General features: G+C 70.7%; 19 protein-coding genes, 2 tRNA genes and 1 pseudogene. 10 read left to right on the top strand and 12 right to left on the bottom strand.

Annotation, left to right across the window (positions count from 1 at the left end):
* Positions 1-113: 113 nt before the first annotated feature.
* Entirely contained in the window at positions 114-1,127 is a 1,014-nt protein-coding gene (locus tag ACH4ZA_RS28140) for a hypothetical protein (RefSeq protein WP_319279220.1), read from the top strand.
* A 79-nt stretch (positions 1,128-1,206) separates the two neighbouring features.
* On the opposite strand, the gene clpX is transcribed toward ACH4ZA_RS28140, so the two are convergent.
* The 5 genes from clpX to ACH4ZA_RS28115 all read right to left on the bottom strand — a co-directional run bounded on the left by clpX (position 1,207) and on the right by ACH4ZA_RS28115 (position 6,191).
* On the bottom strand, positions 1,207-2,496 hold the full coding sequence (gene clpX, locus ACH4ZA_RS28135; RefSeq protein WP_057574661.1) for an ATP-dependent Clp protease ATP-binding subunit ClpX: 1,290 nt from the start codon (positions 2,494-2,496) through the stop codon (positions 1,207-1,209).
* 181 nt (positions 2,497-2,677) lie between these two features.
* On the bottom strand, positions 2,678-3,358 hold the full coding sequence (locus ACH4ZA_RS28130; protein WP_319279219.1) for an ATP-dependent Clp protease proteolytic subunit: 681 nt from the start codon (positions 3,356-3,358) through the stop codon (positions 2,678-2,680).
* Positions 3,359-3,592: 234 nt separating this feature from the next.
* Complete coding sequence (locus tag ACH4ZA_RS28125; protein WP_057574659.1) at positions 3,593-4,201, bottom strand: ATP-dependent Clp protease proteolytic subunit; 609 nt, start codon at positions 4,199-4,201, stop codon at positions 3,593-3,595.
* Between the two features lie 318 nt (positions 4,202-4,519).
* Positions 4,520-5,914, bottom strand: a complete 1,395-nt coding sequence (gene tig / locus ACH4ZA_RS28120; RefSeq protein ID WP_319279218.1) for a trigger factor — start codon at positions 5,912-5,914, stop codon at positions 4,520-4,522.
* 200 nt (positions 5,915-6,114) lie between these two features.
* Positions 6,115-6,191 (bottom strand) — tRNA-Pro (locus ACH4ZA_RS28115).
* Between the two features lie 166 nt (positions 6,192-6,357).
* On the opposite strand from ACH4ZA_RS28115, the gene ACH4ZA_RS28110 reads away from it, so the two are divergent.
* A tRNA-Gly gene (locus ACH4ZA_RS28110) sits at positions 6,358-6,428 on the top strand.
* A gap of 98 nt (positions 6,429-6,526) precedes the next feature.
* Here ACH4ZA_RS28110 and ACH4ZA_RS28105 read toward each other — a convergent pair.
* Positions 6,527-6,721 carry a hypothetical protein gene (locus tag ACH4ZA_RS28105; RefSeq protein WP_030779494.1) on the bottom strand — a complete coding sequence of 65 codons (195 nt, stop codon included), beginning with the start codon at positions 6,719-6,721 and terminating at the stop codon, positions 6,527-6,529.
* Positions 6,722-7,132: 411 nt separating this feature from the next.
* On the opposite strand from ACH4ZA_RS28105, the gene ACH4ZA_RS28100 reads away from it, so the two are divergent.
* Positions 7,133-8,392, top strand: coding sequence for an acyltransferase family protein (locus ACH4ZA_RS28100; RefSeq protein ID WP_398432171.1), 1,260 nt, complete (start codon positions 7,133-7,135; stop codon positions 8,390-8,392).
* Between the two features lie 60 nt (positions 8,393-8,452).
* Here the strand turns inward: ACH4ZA_RS28100 and ACH4ZA_RS28095 are convergent, their stop codons facing one another.
* Positions 8,453-8,929 carry an HD domain-containing protein gene (locus ACH4ZA_RS28095; RefSeq protein ID WP_319279216.1) on the bottom strand — a complete coding sequence of 159 codons (477 nt, stop codon included), beginning with the start codon at positions 8,927-8,929 and terminating at the stop codon, positions 8,453-8,455.
* Between the two features lie 48 nt (positions 8,930-8,977).
* Positions 8,978-10,162, bottom strand: coding sequence for a PP2C family protein-serine/threonine phosphatase (locus ACH4ZA_RS28090; protein ID WP_398432170.1), 1,185 nt, complete (start codon positions 10,160-10,162; stop codon positions 8,978-8,980).
* Between the two features lie 163 nt (positions 10,163-10,325).
* On the opposite strand from ACH4ZA_RS28090, the gene ACH4ZA_RS28085 reads away from it, so the two are divergent.
* Positions 10,326-11,594 (top strand): GNAT family N-acetyltransferase, encoded by a 1,269-nt coding sequence (locus tag ACH4ZA_RS28085; protein WP_319279212.1) that lies wholly within the window; start codon positions 10,326-10,328, stop codon positions 11,592-11,594.
* Between the two features lie 22 nt (positions 11,595-11,616).
* Here the strand turns inward: ACH4ZA_RS28085 and ACH4ZA_RS28080 are convergent, their stop codons facing one another.
* Both ACH4ZA_RS28080 and ACH4ZA_RS28075 read right to left on the bottom strand, forming a co-directional pair.
* Positions 11,617-12,423 (bottom strand): DNA-formamidopyrimidine glycosylase family protein, encoded by an 807-nt coding sequence (locus ACH4ZA_RS28080; RefSeq protein WP_319279210.1) that lies wholly within the window; start codon positions 12,421-12,423, stop codon positions 11,617-11,619.
* Positions 12,424-12,519: 96 nt separating this feature from the next.
* Positions 12,520-13,005: a ribose-5-phosphate isomerase gene (locus ACH4ZA_RS28075; protein WP_319279209.1), complete on the bottom strand. Its 486-nt coding sequence runs from the start codon at positions 13,003-13,005 to the stop codon at positions 12,520-12,522.
* 217 nt (positions 13,006-13,222) lie between these two features.
* On the opposite strand from ACH4ZA_RS28075, the gene ACH4ZA_RS28070 reads away from it, so the two are divergent.
* Positions 13,223-14,722, top strand: a complete 1,500-nt coding sequence (locus tag ACH4ZA_RS28070; protein WP_319279208.1) for an amino acid permease — start codon at positions 13,223-13,225, stop codon at positions 14,720-14,722.
* Between the two features lie 158 nt (positions 14,723-14,880).
* On the opposite strand, the gene ACH4ZA_RS28065 is transcribed toward ACH4ZA_RS28070, so the two are convergent.
* The gene (locus ACH4ZA_RS28065) at positions 14,881-16,704 is read right to left on the bottom strand and encodes a serine/threonine-protein kinase (RefSeq protein WP_398432169.1); all 1,824 of its coding nucleotides are present in this window, start codon (positions 16,702-16,704) and stop codon (positions 14,881-14,883) included.
* Positions 16,705-16,969: 265 nt separating this feature from the next.
* Here ACH4ZA_RS28065 and ACH4ZA_RS28060 point away from each other — a divergent pair, with 265 nt between their 5' ends.
* On the top strand, positions 16,970-17,692 hold the full coding sequence (locus ACH4ZA_RS28060; protein WP_398432168.1) for a hypothetical protein: 723 nt from the start codon (positions 16,970-16,972) through the stop codon (positions 17,690-17,692).
* Between the two features lie 111 nt (positions 17,693-17,803).
* Here the strand turns inward: ACH4ZA_RS28060 and ACH4ZA_RS28055 are convergent, their stop codons facing one another.
* The gene (locus ACH4ZA_RS28055; protein WP_319279205.1) at positions 17,804-18,382 is read right to left on the bottom strand and encodes a biotin transporter BioY; all 579 of its coding nucleotides are present in this window, start codon (positions 18,380-18,382) and stop codon (positions 17,804-17,806) included.
* A gap of 429 nt (positions 18,383-18,811) precedes the next feature.
* Here ACH4ZA_RS28055 and ACH4ZA_RS28050 point away from each other — a divergent pair.
* The 4 genes and pseudogenes from ACH4ZA_RS28050 to ACH4ZA_RS28035 all read left to right on the top strand — a co-directional run bounded on the left by ACH4ZA_RS28050 (position 18,812) and on the right by ACH4ZA_RS28035 (position 22,386).
* Positions 18,812-19,504, top strand: a pseudogene (locus tag ACH4ZA_RS28050) (hypothetical protein).
* A 265-nt stretch (positions 19,505-19,769) separates the two neighbouring features.
* Positions 19,770-20,825: an ABC transporter substrate-binding protein gene (locus tag ACH4ZA_RS28045; RefSeq protein ID WP_319279204.1), complete on the top strand. Its 1,056-nt coding sequence runs from the start codon at positions 19,770-19,772 to the stop codon at positions 20,823-20,825.
* 5 nt (positions 20,826-20,830) lie between these two features.
* Positions 20,831-21,673, top strand: a complete 843-nt coding sequence (locus tag ACH4ZA_RS28040) for an ABC transporter permease (RefSeq protein WP_319279202.1) — start codon at positions 20,831-20,833, stop codon at positions 21,671-21,673.
* Entirely contained in the window at positions 21,649-22,386 is a 738-nt protein-coding gene (locus ACH4ZA_RS28035; protein ID WP_398432167.1) for an ABC transporter ATP-binding protein, read from the top strand. The genes ACH4ZA_RS28040 and ACH4ZA_RS28035 overlap by 25 nt, the downstream gene beginning before the upstream one ends.
* Positions 22,387-22,527: the final 141 nt, after the last annotated feature.

Below are 22,527 nucleotides of genomic sequence, written 5' to 3'. Positions count from 1 at the left end.
GGGCCGTCCCGAAACGTGTTTGCCGTGTAACGGTGGGGCCCCCGCCGCCGTGCAGGCATCACCTTTGAGCCAGGATGTGAAAATCACATAAGTATCTGGAGGGGAACCCAGGAATGAGTCACAACCAGCCGGGCCCGTACGGCGGGCAGCCCCAGCAGCCCGGACCGTACGGACAGCCCGGTCCGTACGGCCAACCGCCGCAGGCGCCCCAGCCCGGCTACGGCTACCCCCAGCAGCCCCCCGCCCCGCAGCCCGGCTACGGCTACCCGGCCCCGCCCCCGCAGGGCGTTCCCCCGCAGAGCCCGCCCTACGGCCAGCAGCCGGCGTACGGCCAGCCTCCCACCCCGCCCTACGGCCAGCAGCCTCCCTACGGCCAGCCGCCCTACGGCGTCCCGCAGCCCCCGCCCCCCAGCGGCGGCGGCAAGAAGGCGGGCCTGATCATCGGCGCGGTGGCGGTCGTGGCGGCGATCGGCGTGGGCGCGTACTTCGTGATCGGCGGAGGCGGCGGCGCCGGCGGCCTGAAGGACGACGGCCCGCACAAACTGGACACCCCGGCGACGGCGCTCACCGACTACAAGCGGGTCGGCAAGGGCGGCGAGAGCACCGATCCGGACACCGCCAAGTACCTGACGGCCAGCGGCGTCAAGGACGGCAAGGCCGTCATAGGGCAGTGGTCGACGGCCGACTTCGGCGACTACGACCCGCAGAACCCCGACCCCGCCGACCTGCCGAGCCAGGCCGAGCTCCTGACGGCCAGAGGGTTCTCGATGCTGGGCGGCTACGGCAAGATCGCGAACCCCGAGTCGTCGCTCGACACCTATTTCGCCGTCATCCAGAAGGAACTGCAGAGCAACAACTCCTCCACGTCGTCCAGCAGCACCCAGGGCAAGACCGAGCTGATCGGTCAGCCCGAGGAGGCCGACATCGACGGCGCGGTCATGAAGTGCCAGTCGCTGAAGAGCACCAACTCGCTGACCAAGAGGGAGTCGACCGACTGGTTCTGCGTCTGGGCCGACTACAGCACGATCGCCATGGTGTCCCCGGGCGACAACACCAAGAGCATCACCAAGGACGTGGCGGTCGACATCACCACGAAGCTGCGCGACCAGGTCCGCGTCAAGGCCTGAAAAACCCGGAGCGGCGCTCCGTACGACGCGAGGGGCCCCGGTCGGTCGACCGGGGCCCCTCGCGTCGTACGGGTGCGGATCAGGCGGTCTTCTGCTCGCCCGGGCCTCGGCCGCCGCGGGCGTCCCGCGGGATCAGGGTCGGGTTGACGTTGGAGAGGACGACGTCCGCCGTGATGACCACACGGGCCACGTCCTTGCGGGAGGGGACCTCGTACATGACCGCCTGGAGGACCTCCTCCATGATGGCGCGCAGGCCCCGGGCGCCGGTCTGGCGCAGGATGGCCTGGTCGGCGATGGCCTCCAGCGCCTCACGCTCGAAGTCCAGCTCCACGCCGTCGAGTTCGAAGAGCCGCTGGTACTGCTTCACCAGGGCGTTGCGCGGCTCGATCAGGATCTGCAGGAGCGCCTCGCGGTCCAGGTTGTGGACCGAGGTGATCACGGGCAGACGGCCGATGAACTCGGGGATCATGCCGAACTTGACCAGGTCCTCGGGCATGACGGCCTCGAACTGGTCCTTGGACTCCAGCTCGCGCTTGGAGCGGATCGTCGCGCCGAACCCGATGCCCTTGGCGCCGGCCCGGGTCTCGATGATCTTCTCCAGGCCCGAGAACGCGCCGCCCACGATGAACAGCACGTTCGTGGTGTCGATCTGGATGAACTCCTGGTGAGGGTGCTTGCGGCCGCCCTGCGGCGGCACCGAGGCGGTGGTGCCCTCCAGGATCTTCAGCAGGGCCTGCTGCACGCCCTCGCCCGACACGTCGCGTGTGATGGAGGGGTTTTCACTCTTGCGCGCGACCTTGTCGATCTCGTCGATGTAGATGATCCCGGTCTCGGCCTTCTTGACGTCGTAGTCGGCCGCCTGGATCAGCTTGAGCAGGATGTTCTCGACGTCCTCGCCGACGTATCCCGCCTCGGTCAGCGCCGTGGCGTCGGCGATGGCGAACGGGACGTTCAGCATGCGGGCGAGGGTCTGCGCGAGGAGCGTCTTGCCCGAGCCGGTGGGGCCGAGCAGGAGGATGTTGGACTTCGCCAACTCGATGGCGTCCTCACGGCCTTGGCCGCCGCCGTTCTCGCCGGCCTGGACGCGCTTGTAGTGGTTGTACACCGCGACCGACAGGGCCTTCTTCGCGGGCTCCTGGCCCACCACGTAGCCCTCGAGGAACTCGTAGATCTCGCGAGGCTTGGGGAGTTCCTCCCAGCGGACCTCGCTCGTCTCGGCGAGCTCCTCCTCGATGATCTCGTTGCAGAGATCGATGCACTCGTCGCAGATGTACACACCGGGCCCTGCGATGAGCTTCTTGACCTGCTTCTGGCTCTTGCCGCAGAACGAGCACTTGAGCAGATCGCCGCCGTCACCGATGCGTGCCACGGTGTGCTTCCCCTTCGCCTGGGAGACGACTGGACGCTTTCGAGTCCAGCGGCTCCTGGTGCTGCCTTATTCCGACGGTACCTTGCCTGGCCCCCCGTTCGGGCCCCCCTTGGCACGGTTCACTGCGACGTGGAGCGTGTCACACCGTACCGAGGGGGGCCGGACCGGACGACCTCGTGCGTCAACGCAGGTTGTCGTTGTTCATCTTCCGGGTGGAGATGATCTGGTCGATCAGGCCGTACGACAGCGCGTCCTCGGCCGTGAGGATCTTGTCGCGCTCGATGTCCTCGCGGATCTTCTCGATCGGCGTGGTCGAGTGCTTGGCCAGCATGTCCTCCAGCTGACCGCGCATCCGGAGGATCTCGTTGGCGGCGATCTCCAGGTCGGAGACCTGACCGCGGCCGGTCTCGCTGTACGGCTGGTGGATCAGCACGCGCGCGTTCGGCAGCGCCATGCGCTTGCCCGGCGTGCCGGCCGCCAGCAGGATCGCGGCGGCGGAGGCCGCCTGGCCCATGCAGACCGTCTGGATGTCGGGCTTCACGAACTGCATGGTGTCGTAGATCGCGGTCAGCGCCGTGAAGGAGCCGCCGGGGCTGTTGATGTAGACGGAGATGTCGCGGTCCGGGTCCATCGACTCCAGGCACAGCAGCTGCGCCATGACGTCGTTGGCGGAGGCGTCGTCGATCTGCACGCCGAGGAAGATCACGCGCTCCTCGAAGAGCTTCGCGTACGGGTCGTACTCGCGGATGCCCTGGGAGGTGCGCTCGACGAAGCGGGGGATGACGTAGCGGGACTCGGCCCGGGGGCCGGTGTATTCGGCCTCGGTGCGGGCGTGGATGCCGCTGCCGGGGAAGTGGTTCACGGTGTCTCCTGGAGAGAGGGCTGGGGCGGTGGGCTGAAGGGGCTGGAGAGGGGCGCCGACGGCTTCCGAGGGGCTCCGGGCCCCCGCTGGGAGGCTCCGGGTGGCCCGGGGGCCCGACAGGGCTTCCCGGGCCTCCGGGAGGCCTCAGCGGGCTCCTGGAGCCTCGGAGGGGTCAGGGGCTCAGGGGGCTCCGGGGAGCGCCCTGGGCGGCCCTGCCGCCGTCAGCGGCGACCCTCAGGCCGCCCCGGTACCGCCGCCGCCCGGCATGCCGGCGGCCGTGGGGATGACGTCGTCGATGAGGCCGTACTCCTTGGCCTCGAAGGCGTCGAACCAGCGGTCGCGGTCCGAGTCGCGGGTGACCTGCTCGACCGTCTGGCCGGTGTGCTGCGAGGTCAGCTCGGCCATGCGCTTCTTGGTGTGCAGCAGCCGCTCGGCGTGGATCTTGATGTCCGAGGCCGATCCGGCCAGACCCGCGGAGGGCTGGTGGATCAGGATCTCGGCGTTCGGCAGCGCGAAGCGCTTGCCGGGGGTACCCGCGCTGAGCAGGAACTGGCCCATGGAGGCGGCCAGGCCCATGGCGATGGTCACCACGTCGTTCTTGATGAACTGCATGGTGTCGTAGATCGCCATACCGGCCGTGATGGAGCCGCCGGGGCTGTTGATGTAGAGGTAGATGTCCTTGTCCGGGTCGGCGGCAAGGAGCAGCAGCTGTGCGGTGATCTTGTTGGCGATGTCGTCGTCGACCGGCTGGCCGAGGAAGATGATCCGCTCGCCGAGCAGCCGGTTGTAGACCTGGTCGCCGAGGCCACCACCGATGGAAGGCTCGCCGGCGGCGGAGGGCATCAGATTCGTCACGTATCCACCTGCTCGTCTTACGACGGCGCCGGGCCGTCTCACGTGTACTGCCGGGGGCAACGGGGACTCCCCTGCCCTCGTACTCATGGACCCTAACGCGCGGGTCCCTTCGGGGAATCCCGGAGAGCTGGGTGTTCGCCGGGGGCGTAGCCCGGGGACTCCGGCGACGAGGCGGGCACCGGTCGTGTTCCGGCCGCGCGCAGGCGTCGGCCGCTCGCGCGCCTCCCTCGCCCCCCGGGGAGGACGACGGGCCCCGGGACAGAAGTCCCGGGGCCCGTCGCACCTGCTTCAGGAACTGCGCGAGGCTCAGGCCTCGGGCTTCTCCTCGGTCTCGGCGGCGGCCTCGGCGGCCTCCGCGGTCTCCGGGGCGTCCTCGGCCTCGTCCTCGTCGTCGTCCAGGTCGATGACCTCGCCGTTGGTGTCCTTCACCGTGGCGGACTCGACGACCGTGGCCAGCGCCTTGCCGCGGGCGACCTCGCCGACCAGGAGCGGAACCTGGCCGCCCTCGACGACCGCCTGGGCGAACTGGTCGGGGGACATGCCGGAGGAGGCGGCACGGCGCATGAGGTGCTCGGTGAGCTCCTCCTGGTTGACGTTCAGCTTCTCGCGCTTGACGAGCTCGTCGAGCACGAACTGGGTCTTGATGCCCTTGACCGCGGCCTCACGGGTCTCGGTCTCGAACTCCTCGGCGGTCTTGCCCTGGATCTCCAGGTACTTGTCGAGGTCCAGGCCCATCTGACCGAGCTGGTGGTGCTCCAGGTTGTGCTTGCGGGTGTTGACCTCGTCCTCGAGCAGCTTCTCGGGGACGGGCACCTCGACGAGCTCCAGCAGCTTCTCGAGGACGCGCTCCTGCGCCTGCGTGGCCTGGTCGTACTGCTTCATGTTCTCGAGGCGCTTGCGGCTGTCCGCCTTGAGCTCGTCGAGGGTGTCGAACTCGGAGGCGAGCTGCGCGAACTCGTCGTCCAGCGCGGGGAGCTCGCGGGCGGCGACCTGGGTGACCTTGACGGTGACCTCGGCCTCCTTGCCGGCCGCCGAGCCGCCCTTCAGCTCGGAGGTGAAGGTGGTCTCGCCACCGGCCTCCAGGCCCTTGACGGCGTCGTCGATGCCGTCCAGCAGCTCGCCCGAGCCGATGGTGTAGGAGACGCCGCTGGCGACGCCGTCCTCGAGGACCTCGCCGTCGACCTTGGCCTCCAGGTCGACGGTCACGACGTCGCCGTCCTCGGCGGCGCGCTCGACCGGGGAGGTCGAGGCGAAGCGCTCGCGGAGCTGCTCGACCGACTTGTCGATGTCCTCGTCCGTCACCTCGACGGCGTCGACCTCGACCTCGATGGAGGAGAAGTCCTCGGGAAGCTCGAGGGCGGGACGGACGTCGACCTCGGCGGTGAAGTTCAGCGTCTCGCCGTCCTTCAGCTCCGTGATGTCGACCTCGGGCTGGCCGAGGACGTCGATCTCGGCCTCGTTGACCGCCTCGGTGTAGAACTTCGGAAGCGCGTCGTTGACGGCCTCCTCCAGCACGGCGCCACGGCCGAAGCGCTGGTCGATGACCCGGGCGGGAATCTTGCCCTTGCGGAAGCCCTTCACCGTGACCTGCTGGTTGATCTTCTTGTACGCCGCGTCGAGGCTGTCCTTGAGCTCCTCGAAGGGCACCTCGATGCTGAGCCGAACCCGAGTCGGGTTCAGGGTCTCCACGGCGCTCTTCACGGTTCGGTCTCCTTGGGGGCTGACATCTTGGTTTCCGCCGGAGCCAGACCGGCTCCCGCAAATTCGCCGCCCGGAGGACTTCAGGAAGAGACACACGGGCGTGCAGCTTGCATAGTAACGGCAGCAGGGACACGCCCCAAAGGCGATCAAGCGAGGTGGTCACGGAGACGGCCGGCGAGAGCGGACGAGAACCGCGGTACTGGTCGGGGTGGCGGGATTTGAACCCACGGCCTTCCGCTCCCAAAGCGGACGCGCTACCAAGCTGCGCCACACCCCGTCTGGTGCGACACGTAGGGTACATGCCCGCAGGCCGTCTGACCGCCGCATTTGCCGGGCGTCGGGGCGGCCCGCGGGGCCGCGCGGAAAGGCGGTGTGCGACAGGGGGCGTCGACCCGCTACGATGCGTGCAGTGCCGCGGTCGGCTGACCTGCGGCGCGACGTGTGCGGGCGTAGCTCAATGGTAGAGCACTAGTCTTCCAAACTAGCTACGCGGGTTCGATTCCCGTCGCCCGCTCTGTACGACGAAGGCCCGGGTGAGAGGTTTCCTCTCCCCGGGCCTTCGGCGTGCCCGCTCCGATGCGCGACAGGGCGGCTCGCGGCCGCTCGCCGATGTCAGAAGCTGATCGAGTTGATCGTGTCGGCGAGCGAGTCGAGGAAACGATTGATCGACGGGGCCATGCCGGTCGAGGCGAGGAAGAAGCCGAACAGGATGGCGACGATCGCCGGGCCCGCCTTGATCGACCCGCCCCGGATGAGAACCACCAGGATGATCGCCAACAGCAGCACCACTGACAGTGAGATGGCCACAACTGATCACACACCCTCGGTCGGTCCGCACTCCCGAGACCATCGTGCCACCAACCCGGCCCACCTATGCGGCCCGTGACGCATCATCGCGGGCCGCGTCGGCCGGCGGCCGGACGCGGGTCATTCGGATCACTTGTCGGCACACGTGTGGGCAGCGGGAATTGGGGAACTCGGTTTCCGTGTCCACACAATGCCTGCGCAGTTATTTCGAATTGCGGTCGACGCGATGACGGTTTGCGTCAACTGGCGGGCAACAAGCGGCGTTATGCACCTTTTAGTCGGGATGAAGAGTGACATCACGGACAGCCCTACGCCTCATCCCGTTTCGCCGGCCGTGCCATGCAAGAGCTATAACGAGGAATGACCAGGGGCGTTTTACGAATTGCCGCGCACGACGCTAGGGTGCCTCAAATGTTCCACGCCGCCTCGTCTCTCGTTCCGAGCACGCGCTCGTCCCCGAACCAGAACGACCAGCACGACCGGAACGGTCCAACGGGTGGACGCGACCGTTCGCGGGACAGATCCGCCGAGCGGCCGGCCCCACGGCCCCCCGCGCGGCGCGACGCGTTCTTCGACAACGCCAAGTACCTGGCGATCGTGCTGGTGGCCGTGGGGCACGCCTGGGAGCCGCTCAAGGGCGGCAGCCGGGTGCTGCAGGCCGCGTACATGTTCGTGTACGCGTTCCACATGCCGGCGTTCATCGTCATCTCCGGCTTCTTCTCGCGGAGCTTCGACGGCAGCCCCGCCCGGCTCAAGCGCCTGATCACGGGCGTCGCCGTGCCGTACATCGTGTTCGAGACCGCCTACCCGGTCTTCCGGCGACACATCGACCACAACCCCGCCCAGGAGATCAGCCTTCTCGACCCCTGGTACCTCACCTGGTTCCTGGTGGCGCTGTTCGTCTGGCGGCTCACCACGCCGGTCTGGAAGCTCGTCCGGCATCCGCTGCCGCTGGCGCTCGGCCTCGCCATGCTGGCGACGGTCACCCCGTCCATCGGCGACGACCTGGACCTCCAGCGCGTCCTGCAGTTCCTGCCGTACTTCGTGCTGGGCCTGTGCCTCGAGCCCGAGCACTTCCGCCTGGTGCGCCGGCGCTCGGTGCGGATCGCGGCGGTGCCCGTGCTCGCGTTCGCCCTGGCCTTCGCCTACTGGGCGGTGCCACGGATGAACGTCTCCTGGCTCTACCACCGCGACTCCGCCCAGGAGCTGGGCGCCCCCTGGTGGGCCGGGCCCGTCATGCAGCTCGCCCTGTTCGGCTGCTCGCTGCTGCTGACGGCCTGCTTCCTCTCCTGGGTCCCCGGCCGCACGATGTGGTTCACGGTCCTCGGCGCCGGCACGCTGTACGGCTATCTGCTGCACGGCTTCCTCATCAAGACCGCCGACTACCGCGGCTGGTTCGCGCACCCCTCGCTGCACCGGCCGCTCGGGGAGATCGCCGTCACCGTCGCCGTGGCGGCGGCCGTCACCCTGTTGTGCACGCCGCCGGTACGGCGGGTCTTCCGGTTCGTGATCGAGCCGAGGATGGAGTGGGCCTTCAAGCCGGACGCCGCACTTCTCGCCCGCGAGCGCGAGAACGGCGAGAAGCCCGCGCGGCTCGAGAAGGGCGACGGGCGCGGGGAGAGCCGCGGGCGTGCGGGCGACGAGAAGGCCGCGGGCGGCGTCGGGGGCTGAACACCCGCCCGCCCGGGGCCCGTCGCGGAACGCCCGTTCCCGAAGGATCGCCCCAGGGGCTCATCCCGGGGCGACGGTCCGGGGAGGTCGTCGAGCGGACGCGGTGAGGCCGAGGAGTGCGCGCATGTGCGCGTACTTCTCCGTCAGTCGTGCGCGGGTGGGCGCGTCCAGGACCGCCAGCCGGGCCGGGTCCGCGTTGTGGGCCAGGTCCGCCTCCTTCACCAGCAGGGCGCCCGGCGTGGCCAGGACGCGGGCCGCGTACGCCTCGGGCGTCTCCCCTGCCCGCTTGGTCACGGCGAGGACGACGGCCTTCGTGCGGTCGCTCAGCGCGGCCGCCGCCAGCCAGGCCTCGGTGAGGGCGTGGTCCTCGACGGCGTCGTGCAGCCAGGCGGCCGCGATCTGCTCGGCGTCGCCGCCACGCACGCGTACCCCCTCCGCGACCGCCTGGAGGTGTTCGGCGTAGGGGCGGCCCGCCTTGTCGGTCTGGCCCTCGTGGGCGGCGCGGGCGATGGCCTCGACCTCGGACACGGTCAGCACGGCGTTCCCCTCTCGGGAGAGCTCACCGCTTCGGGGGAGCTCACGGGTTCAGGACAGCGCCGCCGACTGGGTCGTCGGGCCCTCGTGGCAGATCAGCAGCAGGGCGCGGTCGTCGTTGACGTCCTTGGCGACGGCCTCGATCAGGTGCCAGGCGGCGCCCTGGAAACCGCCGGCGACGTAGCGGTCTGCCGCGCCGGTGAGGCGGTCGATGCCCTCGACGATGTCCCGGTCGGAGGTCTCGACCAGGCCGTCGGTGAAGAGCATCAGCACGTCGCCGGGGCGCAGCGAGCCCTTCACCGGGTCGAACTGGGCGCCGTCGTACACCCCGAGAAGGGGGCCCTCCGCGGCCTTCTCCTCCCAGCGGCCGCTGCCCGCGCTGAGCTGAAGGCCCGGCGGGTGACCCGCCGAGTAGAGCTCGTAGTCGCCGGAGTCGAGGTCGAGCACGAGGTGGATGGAGGTCGCGAAGCCCTCGTCCCAGTCCTGGCGCAGCAGGTAGCCGTTGGCCGCCGGGAGGAAGGCGTGCGGGGGCAGCGAGCCGAGCAGGCCGCCGAAGGCGCCCGACAGCAGCAGCGCGCGCGAACCGGCGTCCATGCCCTTGCCGGAGACGTCGGTGAGGACGACCTCCAGCGTGCGGCCGCCGTTGGTGCGGGCCGCGACGACGAAGTCCCCGGAGAACGACTGGCCGCCCGCGGGCCGCAGCGCCATCTCGTGGTGCCAGCCCGGCGGCAGACTCGGCAGCTTGCTCTGCACACGGATGCGTTCGCGCAGGTCGAACAGCATGGTTCCGCCGCGTCGCCAGGGCACGCCGACCCGGCTGCGGAACTGGGCGATGAGCAGCCCGAAGAATCCGCATGCAGCGACCACGAGAACCACGCCGGGCGTGACCCGGCTGGGGCCCTCCGTGTACGGGCCCAGCCGCACCGACTCCACGATGAGGGCCGTCGCGGCCGCCGCGTACAGCCCGAGCAGACTCGACGGACGCAGCAGCAGGCCGCCGGTGACGATCGGCAGGACGAGGGCGGCCGGGGAGCACCACACCGAGTTGGCGAGCGTGGTGGCGGCGATCAGCGGGACGGTGAGCAGCAGGAAGGCGAGTGCGATCCAGTCCGAGCCGTCACCGCGGAAGTAGTCGACGGCGCTTCTGCGCACGCCGGTGCGGACCCGGTGCATCAAGTGCTTCAACCGGGCCGTCAACGTCTCGGCTTCCGCGCGCCGCTGTCGTCCTGCTGCCATTAGTTCGGGACCTTATCCATCCGACCCGCCGCTTGGCACGGGAGGTCCCACTTGTCCCCCGTCCGAGGTTCAACTTCACAGTGAACGTCATGGAAAGCGCTGCCGCCGCAAAGAGGGCGAAATTCCCTGGCCCGGCCCTCGTGGGCCTGCTACCCATGAGCCCATGACGAGTGAGGCGGGTCACGACGGAACGGCGCGGGTGACGGCGACGGACATGCGGGTACTGCGGCCGGAGGAATGGGACACCTGGTACGACGCTCTGCTGCGCGCTTTCGGCGGGGTCCCCGAGTCGGTCGAGGAACGGGAGCTTTACCGGTCGCTCACCCCGTACGACCGCTGCCTCGGCGTGTGGGACGGCGACGCGTGCGTGGCGACGGCGGGAGCGTACGACTTCCGGCTGACGGTGCCCGGCGGGACGTCGACGCCGGCCGCGGGCGTCACGATGGTCGGGGTGAGCGCGACGCACCGGCGGCGCGGGATTCTGACGTCGATGATGCGGCGGCTGCTGGACGACACGCGCGCGGAGGGGCGGTCGCTCGCCGTTCTCACCGCCTCCGAGCCGGACATCTACGGACGGTTCGGGTACGGCGCGGCGACCTTCGCGCTCCAGGCGGAGATCGACACCAGCCGGGTGCGGCTGGCCGTCCCGGACGGCGCGGACGAGGTCCGGCTGCGGTACGCCGACCCCGGCGCGCAACTCGCGGTGTGCGAGGCGGTGTACGCGCGCACGGTGCCCGGCCGGGCCGGGATGCTCGCGCGGCAGCCCGGCTGGGAACGGCTGGGACTGCTCGATCCGGAGAGCGAGCGGGGCGGGGCGTCGCCGCTGCAGTGCGTGCTGGCCGAGCGGGACGGCGAGGTCACCGGATACGTCCGGTACCGGGTGCGTCCCGAGTGGGGGCACAGCGGGCAGAACGGGCGGGTGCTGCTCCAGGATCTGACCGCGGTCGACGCGCCGTCGCAGGCCGCGTTGTGGCGGTTCCTGTTCGGGATCGACCTCACTGCCTCGCTCGAGGTGCGGGGGCGGCCGGTGGACGACGGGTGGCAGCATCTCGTGTCCGACGTCCGGCGGTGCGAACTGCGGGTGCGGGACGCGTTGTACATGCGGCTCGTGGAGGTCGGCGCGGCGCTGGAGGCGCGGACGTACCAGGCGCCGGTGGACGTGGTACTGGACGTCGAGGACGCGTTCTGCCCCTGGAACTCGGGGCGTTGGCGGCTCTCCGGCGACGTCAAGGGCGCGGTGTGCTCGCGGACCACCGACCCTGCCGATCTCGCCCTGTCCGTACGGGAGTTGGGCGCGGCCTACCTCGGCGGGGTGAGCCTGGCGGCGCTGGGCGCGGCCGGGCGGGTGCGGGAGGTCCGGCGAGGGGCGCTGACGGAGGCGGCCCTGGCGTTCGGGGCGGTCACGGCCCCGTGGCTGCCGCACGGGTTCTAGTGCCGCGCCCCGAGGTGGCCGGTCAGCTCTTCTGGCAGGTCGGGCACCAGAAGAGGTTGCGGGCGGCGAGGTCGGCGGTGCGGACGCCGTCGCCGCACAGGTGGCAGGGCTGGTGGGCGCGGCGGTAGACGTACACCTCGCCCCCGTGGTCGTCGACCCGCGGCGGGCGGCCCATCGCCTCCGGAGTGTGCTCCGGGCGGACCGTGTCGATGCGGTTGTCGCGGACGCCCTGACGCATGAGGGCGACCAGGTCGGACCAGATCGCGTCCCATTCGGCGGGGGTGACGGTCCGGCCGGCGCGGTAGGGGTCGACACGGTGCCGGAAGAGGACTTCGGCGCGGTAGACGTTGCCCACCCCGGCGATGACCTTCTGGTCCATGAGGAGCGCGGCGATCGTCGAACGGCTGCGGGAGACGCGGGCGTAGGCGGCCTGCGGGTCGGCGTCGGCGCGCAGCGGGTCGGGGCCGAGCCGGGCGTGCACGGCCCTCTTCTCCTCGTCCCCGATGAGGGCGCAGGTCGTGGGGCCCCGCAGGTCGACGTAGGACGTCGGGGCGGCGAGGCGGAGCCGGACGGTGTCCGTGGGCGGCGGCGCGGGGGCCGGCCCGAAGGTGACCTTGCCGAAGAGGCCCAGGTGTATGTGGATCCACCGGTCGGCGGTGAAGCCGAGGAAGAGGTGCTTGCCGTGGGCCTCGGTGCGGGTCAGCGGGGCGTCGGCGAGGAGGGCCGCCGCGGCGGCGAACTTGCCCTGCGGGCTGCTGACTTGCAGGGGACGGCCGGTGAAGCGGGCGTAGTCCTGCGCCAGTCGGTGGATCGTGTGGCCTTCCGGCACCGGTGTGTCCCTTTCCCGCGCCGGGCTGTCCGGCGCCCGTCTCGCCCACCCGTCCGTCCAGGTCGGGTGGGCGGCGCCTTCCGCCTCGGCCGGAGGTTACTGCTGGGGGTGGTGGGGCGGGACGGGGGGCAGGTCGCCCGTCGTCTCGTAGTCCGCCAGCATGTCGATGCGTCGGATGTGACGCTCGTCCTGGGAGAACGGGGTGGCGAGGAAGGTCTCGACGAACTTCGTCACCTCGTCCTGGGTGTGCATGCGGGCGCCGACCGCGACGACGTTGGCGTTGTTGTGCTGGCGGCCGAGGGACGCGGTCTCCTCGCTCCAGGCCAGCGCCGCACGCACGCCCTTCACCTTGTTCGCGGCGATCTGCTCGCCGTTGCCGGAGCCGCCGATCACGATGCCGAGGGAGTCGGGGTCCGCGGCCGTCTTCTCCGCCGCGCGGAGGCAGAAGGGCGGGTAGTCGTCCTGGGCGTCGTAGATGTGGGGCCCGCAGTCGACCGGGTCGTGACCCGCCGCCCTGAGCCATTCGACGAGGTGGTTCTTGAGTTCGAAGCCGGCATGGTCCGAGCCGAGATACACGCGCATGGGACGAGTGTGACATGGGGGCCGCGGGGTAGCAGCCCCGGGTGCCGCGTCGGGAAACGCCCCGCAGCACCGCGGAAGCTCAGGAAAACCTCAAGTAACAATTCCAAATCAAAGGTTCCTGAATCCATTTGCCTCGGATTCACTGGACCGGCTCATACGCCCCCCACAGCACGATCCCCCTGATTCCCCTCACGCGGCGCAAAGGAAAGACATCCCCATGACTTCGCAGCCGACCCTCACCAAGGCCTCGTCAGGCCCCGGAGGCGCCGGAGAACCCGGCTCCGGACTTCAGGCAGGTCTCAAGAACCGCCACCTGTCGATGATCGCCATCGGCGGCGTCATCGGCGCCGGACTGTTCGTCGGTTCCAGCTCCGGCATCGCCACCGCCGGGCCCGGCATCCTGCTCTCGTACGCGCTCGTCGGCACGCTCGTGGTGCTGGTGATGCGCATGCTGGGCGAGATGTCCGCGGCCAATCCGACCTCCGGCTCCTTCTCCGCGCACGCCGACCGCGCGCTCGGCCGCTGGGCCGGGTTCTCCATCGGCTGGCTGTACTGGTTCTTCTGGGTCGTCGTGCTGGCCGTGGAGGCGACCGCCGGGGCCAAGATCCTCGAAGGGTGGATGCCCGCGGTCCCCCAGTGGGGGTGGGCGCTCATCGTGATGATCGTGCTGACCGCCACCAACCTCGTCTCCGTCGGCTCCTACGGCGAGTTCGAGTTCTGGTTCGCCGGCATCAAGGTCGTCGCCATCGGCGCGTTCATCGCGGTGGGCGGTCTCGCCGTGTTCGGCGTGCTCCCCGGCGTCGACGACGACAAGGCCGGGCTGGGCAACCTCACCGGGCACGGCGGCTTCCTGCCCAACGGACCCGGCGCGATCCTCACCGGCGTCCTGCTCGTCGTCTTCTCGTTCATGGGCAGCGAGATCGCGACCCTCGCGGCGGGCGAGTCCGAGAACCCGCAGCGGGCCGTGACCAAGTCGACCAACAGCATCATCTGGCGCATCGGCGTCTTCTACCTCGGCTCGATCTTCGTCGTGGTCACGCTGCTGCCCTGGGACGACCCGTCCATCAAGGAGCAGGGCTCCTATGTCGCCGCCCTCGACTCGCTGGGCATCGCGCACGCCGGTCAGATCATGAACTTCATCGTGCTGACGTCCGTGCTGTCCTGCCTCAACTCCGGCCTCTACACGGCCTCCCGCATGGCCTACTCGCTCGGCGAGCGGGGCGACGCCCCGAAGGCCTTCGCCCGCACGACCAGCCGTGGCGTCCCCCTGGCGGCGATCGTCTCCTCCGTGGTCTTCGGATTCGTCGCCGTCTTCTTCAACTACCGGTTCCCGGACTCCGTCTTCCTCTTCCTGGTCAACTCCAGCGGCGCCGTGGCGCTGTTCGTCTGGCTGGTGATCTGCTTCTCGCAGCTGCGGATGCGGAAGATCATCCAGGCCGAGGCGCCCGAGAAGCTGGTCGTGAAGATGTGGCTCTACCCGTATCTCACCTGGGCGACCGCCGCACTCATCGTCTTCGTGCTCGGCTACATGCTGACCGACACGGAAGGGGAGAGCAGCGGGCGGACGACGGTGCTGCTGTCGCTGCTCGTCGCCGCGGTCGTGGTCGTCATCGCCGTGGTGAGGCAGCGGGGCGCGGGGGCGCGGACCGGCCGCTCCCCCGCCGAACCCGCGGCGGAGTCCTCCGCCGCTGCCGGCTCCCCGGCCGAGAAGGTCTAGCGGGGGCGGAGCGGCAGGCGTACAGGGGGTCGCTTCGGCGGCCCCCTGTACGCCGAATCCGGGCGGGATCCGGATCGAATCCGGGCCGTCCCGGCCGCGCGCGGCTCCGCGCCGTTCCCTCATCCCTCTCTCCGGCCCGACCTCTCCGCTCGGCTCTCTCACAACACCGTGAAGCTGTCCTTCACGGCCTCGTACGTCTTCAGGGCCTGCGTCTCCGTCCCGGGCCGGTACCAGGTGTTGACCTGGTAGGACTTCCCCCTCTCGTCGAAGCCCAGCAGCCGGGCGTGCCAGGAGGCGCCCCGGAGGGTGAAGGCGTACTCCCAGACCACCGCCGGCCGACCGCGGAACGTCGTCCGTTCCAGGCGGATCTTGCGGTAGTCCCGGCCCTGGCGGGCGTTCTCCTCGGAGGTCCGCCACGCGTCCATGAGGTCGCCGTGGGCCAGGGACGACTTCGCGACGAGTTCCTGGGCACCGTCGGGGGACGTGTAGTGCACCTCGGCGCCCGTCTTCACGTCCCGCCGCCAGCCCTTGGGCGTCGACCATGCGTAGCCGCCCGCCTCCGCGTGCGCGCCCGGCGGCAGGCTCGGCGGACGGGACGTCCCGCGCACCGTGGGGGACGCCGACGCCGAGCCCGGCGGTGAGCCGGCCGCGGATCCGGTGGCAGCGGCGGTGCCGGCGGACTGTCCGGAGGCGCTGCCGCCGGCCCGGTCCGCGCCGTCCGGTCCGCCGGGGAGCGTCGCCAGCGCGAGCGCGACGGCCGCACCGACGACGGCGACGCCGAGGGCGGCGAACAGGGCGGTACGCCGACGGCCCGCCCGTCCGTGCGTCCGCGCCTGTCCGTGTTCCCGCCCCTGCCCGTTCTCCTGCCCCTGCCGGTGATCCCGCGCCTGCGTCTGTGCCTGTGCCTGTGCCTGCACCTGTGCCTGCTCGGGTTCGTGTGGCCGCCGCCGGGTCCGTTCCCGTGCGCGCCCCGGCGCGCGTTCCGCGCGAGGTCCGTCGGGCGGCGGAGCGGCGTGCCCGTCCGGGACGGGCCTGCGTTCCGTCACCGCCTGGGAACGGGCCAGGGAGATGCCGGAACGCGCAGGCGCGGCGTCGGCCGCCGCCGCAGTCGCGCGGGGGAAGGCGATGGGGACGAGGAGGGACTCCAGCGCGGGGAGCGTGGGTCGGGCCGCCGGGTCCTTCTCCAGCAGAGCGGCGAGTACGGCCCGCAACGGGCCTGCTCCGGTGGGGAGTTCGGGTTCCTCGTAGAGCACCGCGTGCAACGTCGCCAGTGTGGTGTCGCGGGCGAAGGGGGAGTGTCCGGCCAGCGCCGCGCAGAGCGTCGCGCCCAGGGACCACACGTCGGAGGGCGGGCCCTGCGGGCGGCCGGAGACGCGCTCGGGGGCCATGTAGTCGGGGGAGCCGACCAGCATGCCGACCATCGTCAGCGCCTTCGTGTCCTGGATGGCGGCGATGCCGAAGTCCGTGAGGACGATCCGGCCGCTGCCGGCGTCCCCCCGCTCCCGATCCTGCCCGCCCCTGCCGGACACCCCCGTCTCCACCAGGACGTTGCCCGGTTTGATGTCCCGGTGCAGGACACCTCTGGTGTGCACCTGGCGCAGCGCCGTGACCAGCCCCAGGCCTATGCGGGCGGTGTCGAGGGGGCTCAGCGGGCCTTCCTCGGCCATGATCCCCTCGAGCGAGCGCCCCGCGACCAGCTCCATGACGATCCACAGCCGGTCGCCCTCGTCGACGACGTCGTAGACGCGGACCACGTTCGGGTGGTCGATGCGTGCGGTGGCACGGGCCTCGCGCAGGGTGCGCTCACGGCGGGTGCGGGCGTCCTCGGCGCCGAGGCCGTCGATGCGCATCTCCTTCACCGCGACCTGCCGGTCGAGCACTTCGTCGACGGCCCGCCACACCCGCCCCATTCCCCCCTGGCCGATGCTCTCGGCCAGCCGATAGCGCCCCGCCACCAGCACCCCCGGGAACCCACCGCTCACCGCCCTCCCGGTGTTCTCCCCGCTCCCGGGAATCCCTGGATTCCCCGAATTACCCCAGCCCCCCGAACCTCCCGCGTTTCCCGAATTTCCCGCGCTTCCCCGATCTCCCGCGCTTCCCGAATTACCCGGCAATCCGCTGCACCCCCGCCCTGACCCGGCCCCTGAAACGCAATAGTCACACTTAGTGCCGTACCAGCATAGTGCGGAGAAATCTTGTGGTACCTCTTCAAGTACTGCGAATTCAGGCGCAGCCAAGGGGGCGAACATGAGTTCTCGTCGTGCCATGACCACCGTCGGATCGCTGGTCGTGGTATCCGTCTCGGCCGTACTGACCCTGCCCTTCCCCGCCGGGGCGGAGGACCAGGGGCCCGGGAGCAGTAAGGGGGGAAAGGTCGTCGACGCGGCGCCCGCGGGCGTGCGGACGACGACCCTGCTGCCGGAGAGGATCTCGGTCGACAACGCTTCCGGGAAAACGTCCATCACCGCCACGGTGAAGAACGAGGGGACCCAGGACGGCGAACAGATAAGGCTTCTGGTCGTCGGTTTCGACGGCCTTACGGTCAAAAGCGTTCAGGGCTGCGAAGCGATCACAGCGAAAGACCTACCGGAAGGATCCAACAGCGGTTTCTCCTGCGCCATCGACCACCTCGCGGCCGGCGCGTCGAAGTCCTATGCCGTCGACGCGACCTTCGACCTGAAGAAGACCGGAAAGATCTGCCTGCCGGTTCAGACGGGCGACGGCGCGAAGACGTACTGGCAACAGGGCCCGGTGCCGTTCGGCACGACGAACCCGTCGCCGAACGCACCCGCCACCCCCCTGCTCCTCGGCACCGACAACACACCCGTCGGCCCGGTCGGCGACGAACTGCCCCGGACCGGCGTCGGACGGGATCTGCTGCCGCTCGGCGCGGCCGGGGCGTCGCTGCTCATGGCGGGCGCGGCCGGGCTGTGGTGGTCCCGGCGGCCGGCCGGGCCGAGGGCGAACTGAACACGGAAGGGCCCAGAACGCGGGAGAGGTCCGCCGGGGGCGTCGTCGGACGACCCGGGCGGACCTCTTCCGCGGCGGCCGGACGCGCCGGCCGCGATCCGTCACGGACGCCTACCGCTTGAGGAGCTTCCACGCCGTCGGCAGCAGGCCCATCGCCAGGGCCGCCTTGACCGCGTCCCCGATCAGGAAGGGGGTGAGGCCCGCCGCGATCGCCTGGGAGGCGGAGAGGTCGGCCGCGTAGGCCAGGTACGGGACGCCGACGGCGTAGATGACGGCCTCGCCGAGCAGCATCGCGCCGGCCGTGCGCAGCACGGAGCGGTCGGCGCCGCGGCGGGCGAGGGAGCCCACGACGGCCGTGGCGAGGATCATGCCGAGGATGTAGCCGAAGGAGACGCCGATGCCGGAGGAGCCGTCCGCGAACCACGGCACGCCGGCCAGGCCGGCCAGCGCGTAGACGGCGAGCGAGGAGACTCCGCGGCGGGCGCCGAGGGTGGTGCCGACGAGCAGCGCGGCGAAGGTCTGGCCGGTCACCGGCACGGGGCTGCCCGGGACCGGGACCGCGATCTGGGCGGCGAGTCCGGTCAGCGCGGCGCCGCCGAGTACGAGCGCGACGTCCCGGACGCGGGAGGCCGGGAGCAGGTCGGCGAGGACCTGTCCGGGGCGTGCGGGGGTGGCGGCGGCGGTGCTCATGGGGACTCCGCGGGTATCGGGGGCGGATCGGGACACGGCGACGCTATCCCAGCGCGGTTGAGCGGCTCTCCGTCAACGCTCGACAAAGCGGGCGACCACGGCTTGGTGGCATCCGAACAAAGGATGCTGGTTACACCGGGTACGGGGTGACGCCGATCACTGAGGTGGGGATGTTTCGCTCACCTTTCCCCGTGCGACGGGATTGTGAACTCCCGCCAACGAAATCCTAGTGGTCTGGTGGGATTCACGGTCCCTGCCCTACGATTTCAGCCATGCTCGCCCTCGCCCAGTCCAGAAACCTCACGTCGCGTCGCTACGTCGACCTGCGACGCCAGGGCACGGCCACCTGTCGCCGGCCGGTCTGAGGCGCGGTCGCTGCGCGCCTCGGCTCCCGAGACGTGTCAGCCCCGTTCCCAAGGACGGCCCACCGTGCCCGCTTCCCCCGCCCTTCTTCCCGTCTCCACCCCCTCCCCCGTGTCCCGGGTCGCCGACAGCGACCGGCGGCGCACCAGCGCCAGCATGATCCTGCGCTCCGTGCTGGAGCACGGGCCGGTGGCGCGCTCCGCCATCGCCCGCCTGACGGGACTGTCCCCGGCCGCCGTCACCGACCACTGCTCCCGGCTCACCACGCTGGGGCGCGGTGCCGTACACCACGGTCGCGCTGCTCGACCTGCGTGGACGGGTGCCGGCACGACGGGAGTCCGGGCACGGGGGCGCCGGCCCGTACGGGGTGCTGAGGCGCGCGGGCGAACAGCTCGCGGCGCTCCTCGGGCCCGTGCCGCGGGGATCACCGACGGGACGAACCCGATGCATGTGGTCGCGGCCGCCGGGGCCGGGGATGCGGTGGCCGTCGGGCTGCTGCGCGAGCGGTCGCGGATGACCGGACGGGCGGCGGCGCTGCTGCTCGACGTCCTGAACCCGGAGCGGGTCGTGGTCACCGAGGTGGGCGCGCTGTATCGGGCGGACTGCCTCGCCGCGCTGCGCGCGGAGGCGGGGGCCGAGCGGGCGGAGTGCGTCGCGCCCAGCGGCTTCCCGGACTCCGTGCCGGCCATGGCCGGCGGCGCGGTGGTGCTGGACGTGCTCTACCGGGACCCGTTCACCCTGTCGTCTCGAGCGACTTAATTCAGAAAATCCGAATGTTGACACGCTTCACCAGCGGACGGGAAAATCATTCCATGAGCTGTCGCACTCTCTGTTGCTGACGCCCCCGGCGCGCCGGGCGCGCCCTTTCTCACCGTTCCCCCGGCGTTTCCACACGCCGTTTCGCGCACATTCCGCGCATCGCCCGTCCATGCATGCATGCATTCCCTTGACCGGGACGACCCATCCATGACGGCGCCCTGAATTCCGCCCGTGTTTCCGCTGCTTTCCCCCTGGGGGTCCTGCTGTGCCTGCCACCTATGACCGACGCGTCTTCCTCACCTCTCTGCTCGGCGCCGCCGCCGGTGTCGCCGGTCTCAGCGGCTGCGCCGAGAGCAGCGCCGCGGCGACCGGGAAGGGCGCCTCCACGGCTCCGCTCGCGGCCGAGGTGCCCGCCGGCACGAGCCTGAAAATCTCCTCCTTCCAGAACGTCCAGCAATTGCAGTTCAAGCTGGCGAAACTTCCCGCGCTGCCGTTCGAGGTGTCGGACTGGCTGAACATCGGGGCCGGTCCCGACGTCATCAACGCATTCCGCGCGAAATCCCTGGACCTCGCCAACAACGCGGGAATACCGCCGATCCAGGCGCATTTCCAGGGTTTCGACGCGAAGATCGTCGCGATCAACATCACGCGCAAGCCGAACTATCTCTTCGCCACCAAGCCCGGCAGCGACATCCGCACGGTGGCCGACTTCCGCGGCAGGAAGCTGGCGTTCTCGCAGGGGCAGGCACAGGGCGTGGTCCTGCTGCGGGCGCTGAAGAAGGCCGGCCTGAAGTACGACGACGTGAAGCTCGTCCCGCTGACCAGCAACCAGTTCCTCACCGCGCTGCAGTCCGGCCAGGTCGACGTCGCCCCGCTCGGCAACACCCAGGCGCCCGCCTACCTCCAGCAGTACGAGTCCAAGGGCGCCCGCACCGTCACCACCGACGTCGTCGACCTGCTCAACCTGCTGTGGGCGCCGGCGTCGGTGCTGAACGACAGGGCGAAGGCGGCCGCGGTCGCCGCGTACATCCCGCAGTGGGCACAGGGCCAGGTGTGGCAGTACGAGCACCCGGACGTGTGGAACGAGGAGTTCTACGTCAAGACGCAGAACCTGAACCTCGCCCAGGCCCGGTCGATCACCGCGCTCGCCAACAAGCCGCTCTTCCCGCCCAGCTGGGCGGAGGCCGTGCGGTGGGAGCAGGAGACCGCCGATCTGCTCGCGGAGGGCGGCTTCGTGAAGAAGTTCGACGTCTCCTCGCTCTTCGACCACCGCTTCGAGGGCATCGCCGCGAAGTCCGTAGCCGCCGAGTACCGGAAGTGACCGCCATGACCACCACCACGCTGAGCACGGCGCCCGTCGCCGCCGCCGGTCCGGCGCCCCGCCGACGGCGCCGCCGCAGCCTCTCCCCCGGCAAACGCCTGCCCGCCGCCCGCATGGTCGGACCGCTCGTCGTCCTCGCCCTGTGGGCCGCCGCCTCCGCCGCCGGGCGGCTCGACCCCGCGGCGATCCCCGCGCCCTGGACCGTGCTGGAGACCGGCGCCCGGCTGTGGAACGAGGGCACGCTCACCACCGACGTCCTCACCTCGCTGGAGCGCGCCGGATACGGCTTCGCGATCGGCCTGACCGCGGGCGTCGCGCTCGCCCTGGCGTCCGGGCTGTCCCGTACCGGGGAGGCCCTGATCGACGGGACCGTGCAGCTCAACCGGGCGATCCCGACCCTCGGCCTGATCCCGCTGTTCATCCTGTGGCTGGGCATCGGCGAGACCTTCAAGATCGCGATCATCGCGATCGTCGTCTACATCCCGATCTACCTCAACACGCATGCCGCGCTGTCCGGCATCGACCACCGGTTCGTCGAACTCGCCGAGGTACAGGGCCTGTCCAGGGTGCGGTTCATCCGGGAGATCGTGATCCCCGGCGCACTGCCCGGATTCTTCGTGGGACTCCGGCTCGGCGTCACCGGCTCCTGGCTCGGTCTGGTCGTCCTGGAGCAGATCAACGCCACCAGCGGCCTCGGCTACATGATGTTCCAGGCGCAGAACTACGGCCAGTCGGACGTCATCCTGGTCGGCCTCCTCATCTACGGCGTCTTCGGTCTGATCTCCGACAGCGCGGTCCGTCTCGTCGAACGGAGGGTGCTGTCATGGCGCCGCACACTGAGCAGCTGACCCGTGCCTCCGCCGTCCGGCTGCGCGGTCTGACCCGGTCGTTCGACGGGCGCACGGTCCTCGACGCCGTCGACCTGGACATCCCCGCCGGACAGTTCGTGGCCCTGCTCGGGCACAGCGGCTCCGGCAAGAGCACCCTGCTGCGGGCGGTCGCGGGCCTGGACCACGCGGTCGCCGGGAGCGGGGAGCTGACGGCGCCGGAGCGCGTGTCCGTCGTCTTCCAGGACTCGCGGCTGCTGCCCTGGCGGCGGGTGCTGGAGAACGTGCTGCTGGGCCTCGACGGCGGGGAGGCCGACCGCAAGGGACGCGAGGCGCTCGCCGAGGTCGGGCTGAAGGGACGCGAGCGGGCCTGGCCCAACGAGCTGTCCGGCGGCGAGGCACAGCGCGCCGCGCTGGCCCGCTCCCTGGTCCGCGAGCCCGAACTCCTTCTGGCCGACGAGCCGTTCGGGGCGCTGGACGCGCTCACCCGGATCAAGATGCACACCCTGCTGCGCGAACTGTGGGAGCGCCACCGGCCCTCCGTGCTGCTCGTGACGCACGACGTGGACGAGGCGATCGTGCTCGCCGACCGTGTCCTCGTCCTCGAGCACGGCCGAATCGGGCTCGACCTGACCATCGAGCGGCCGCATCCGCGCTCGTACCGGGATCCGCTGCTCGGCGAGTACCGCGAGCGCCTGCTGGCGGCGCTGGGCGTGACGGCGGATGTCGAATGAGTCCGGCCGGCGCCGGCCGGTCCGTCCGCCTCCCGGGGGCCGTCGCCTCCGGGCCACCGCTCCGGCCCTGAACGGGCCCCGTCCGCGAACGCCGGACGGCTGCGTCCCGCGCGTTCCACCCCTCCCCCGACCGTCTGTAAG

Source organism: Streptomyces sp. NPDC020597 (genome assembly GCF_044335095.1).
Taxonomy (GTDB): domain Bacteria; phylum Actinomycetota; class Actinomycetes; order Streptomycetales; family Streptomycetaceae; genus Streptomyces.
The sequence above is the reverse complement of the archived record's forward strand: the minus strand, read 5'-3'. Positions and strand labels throughout refer to the sequence as shown.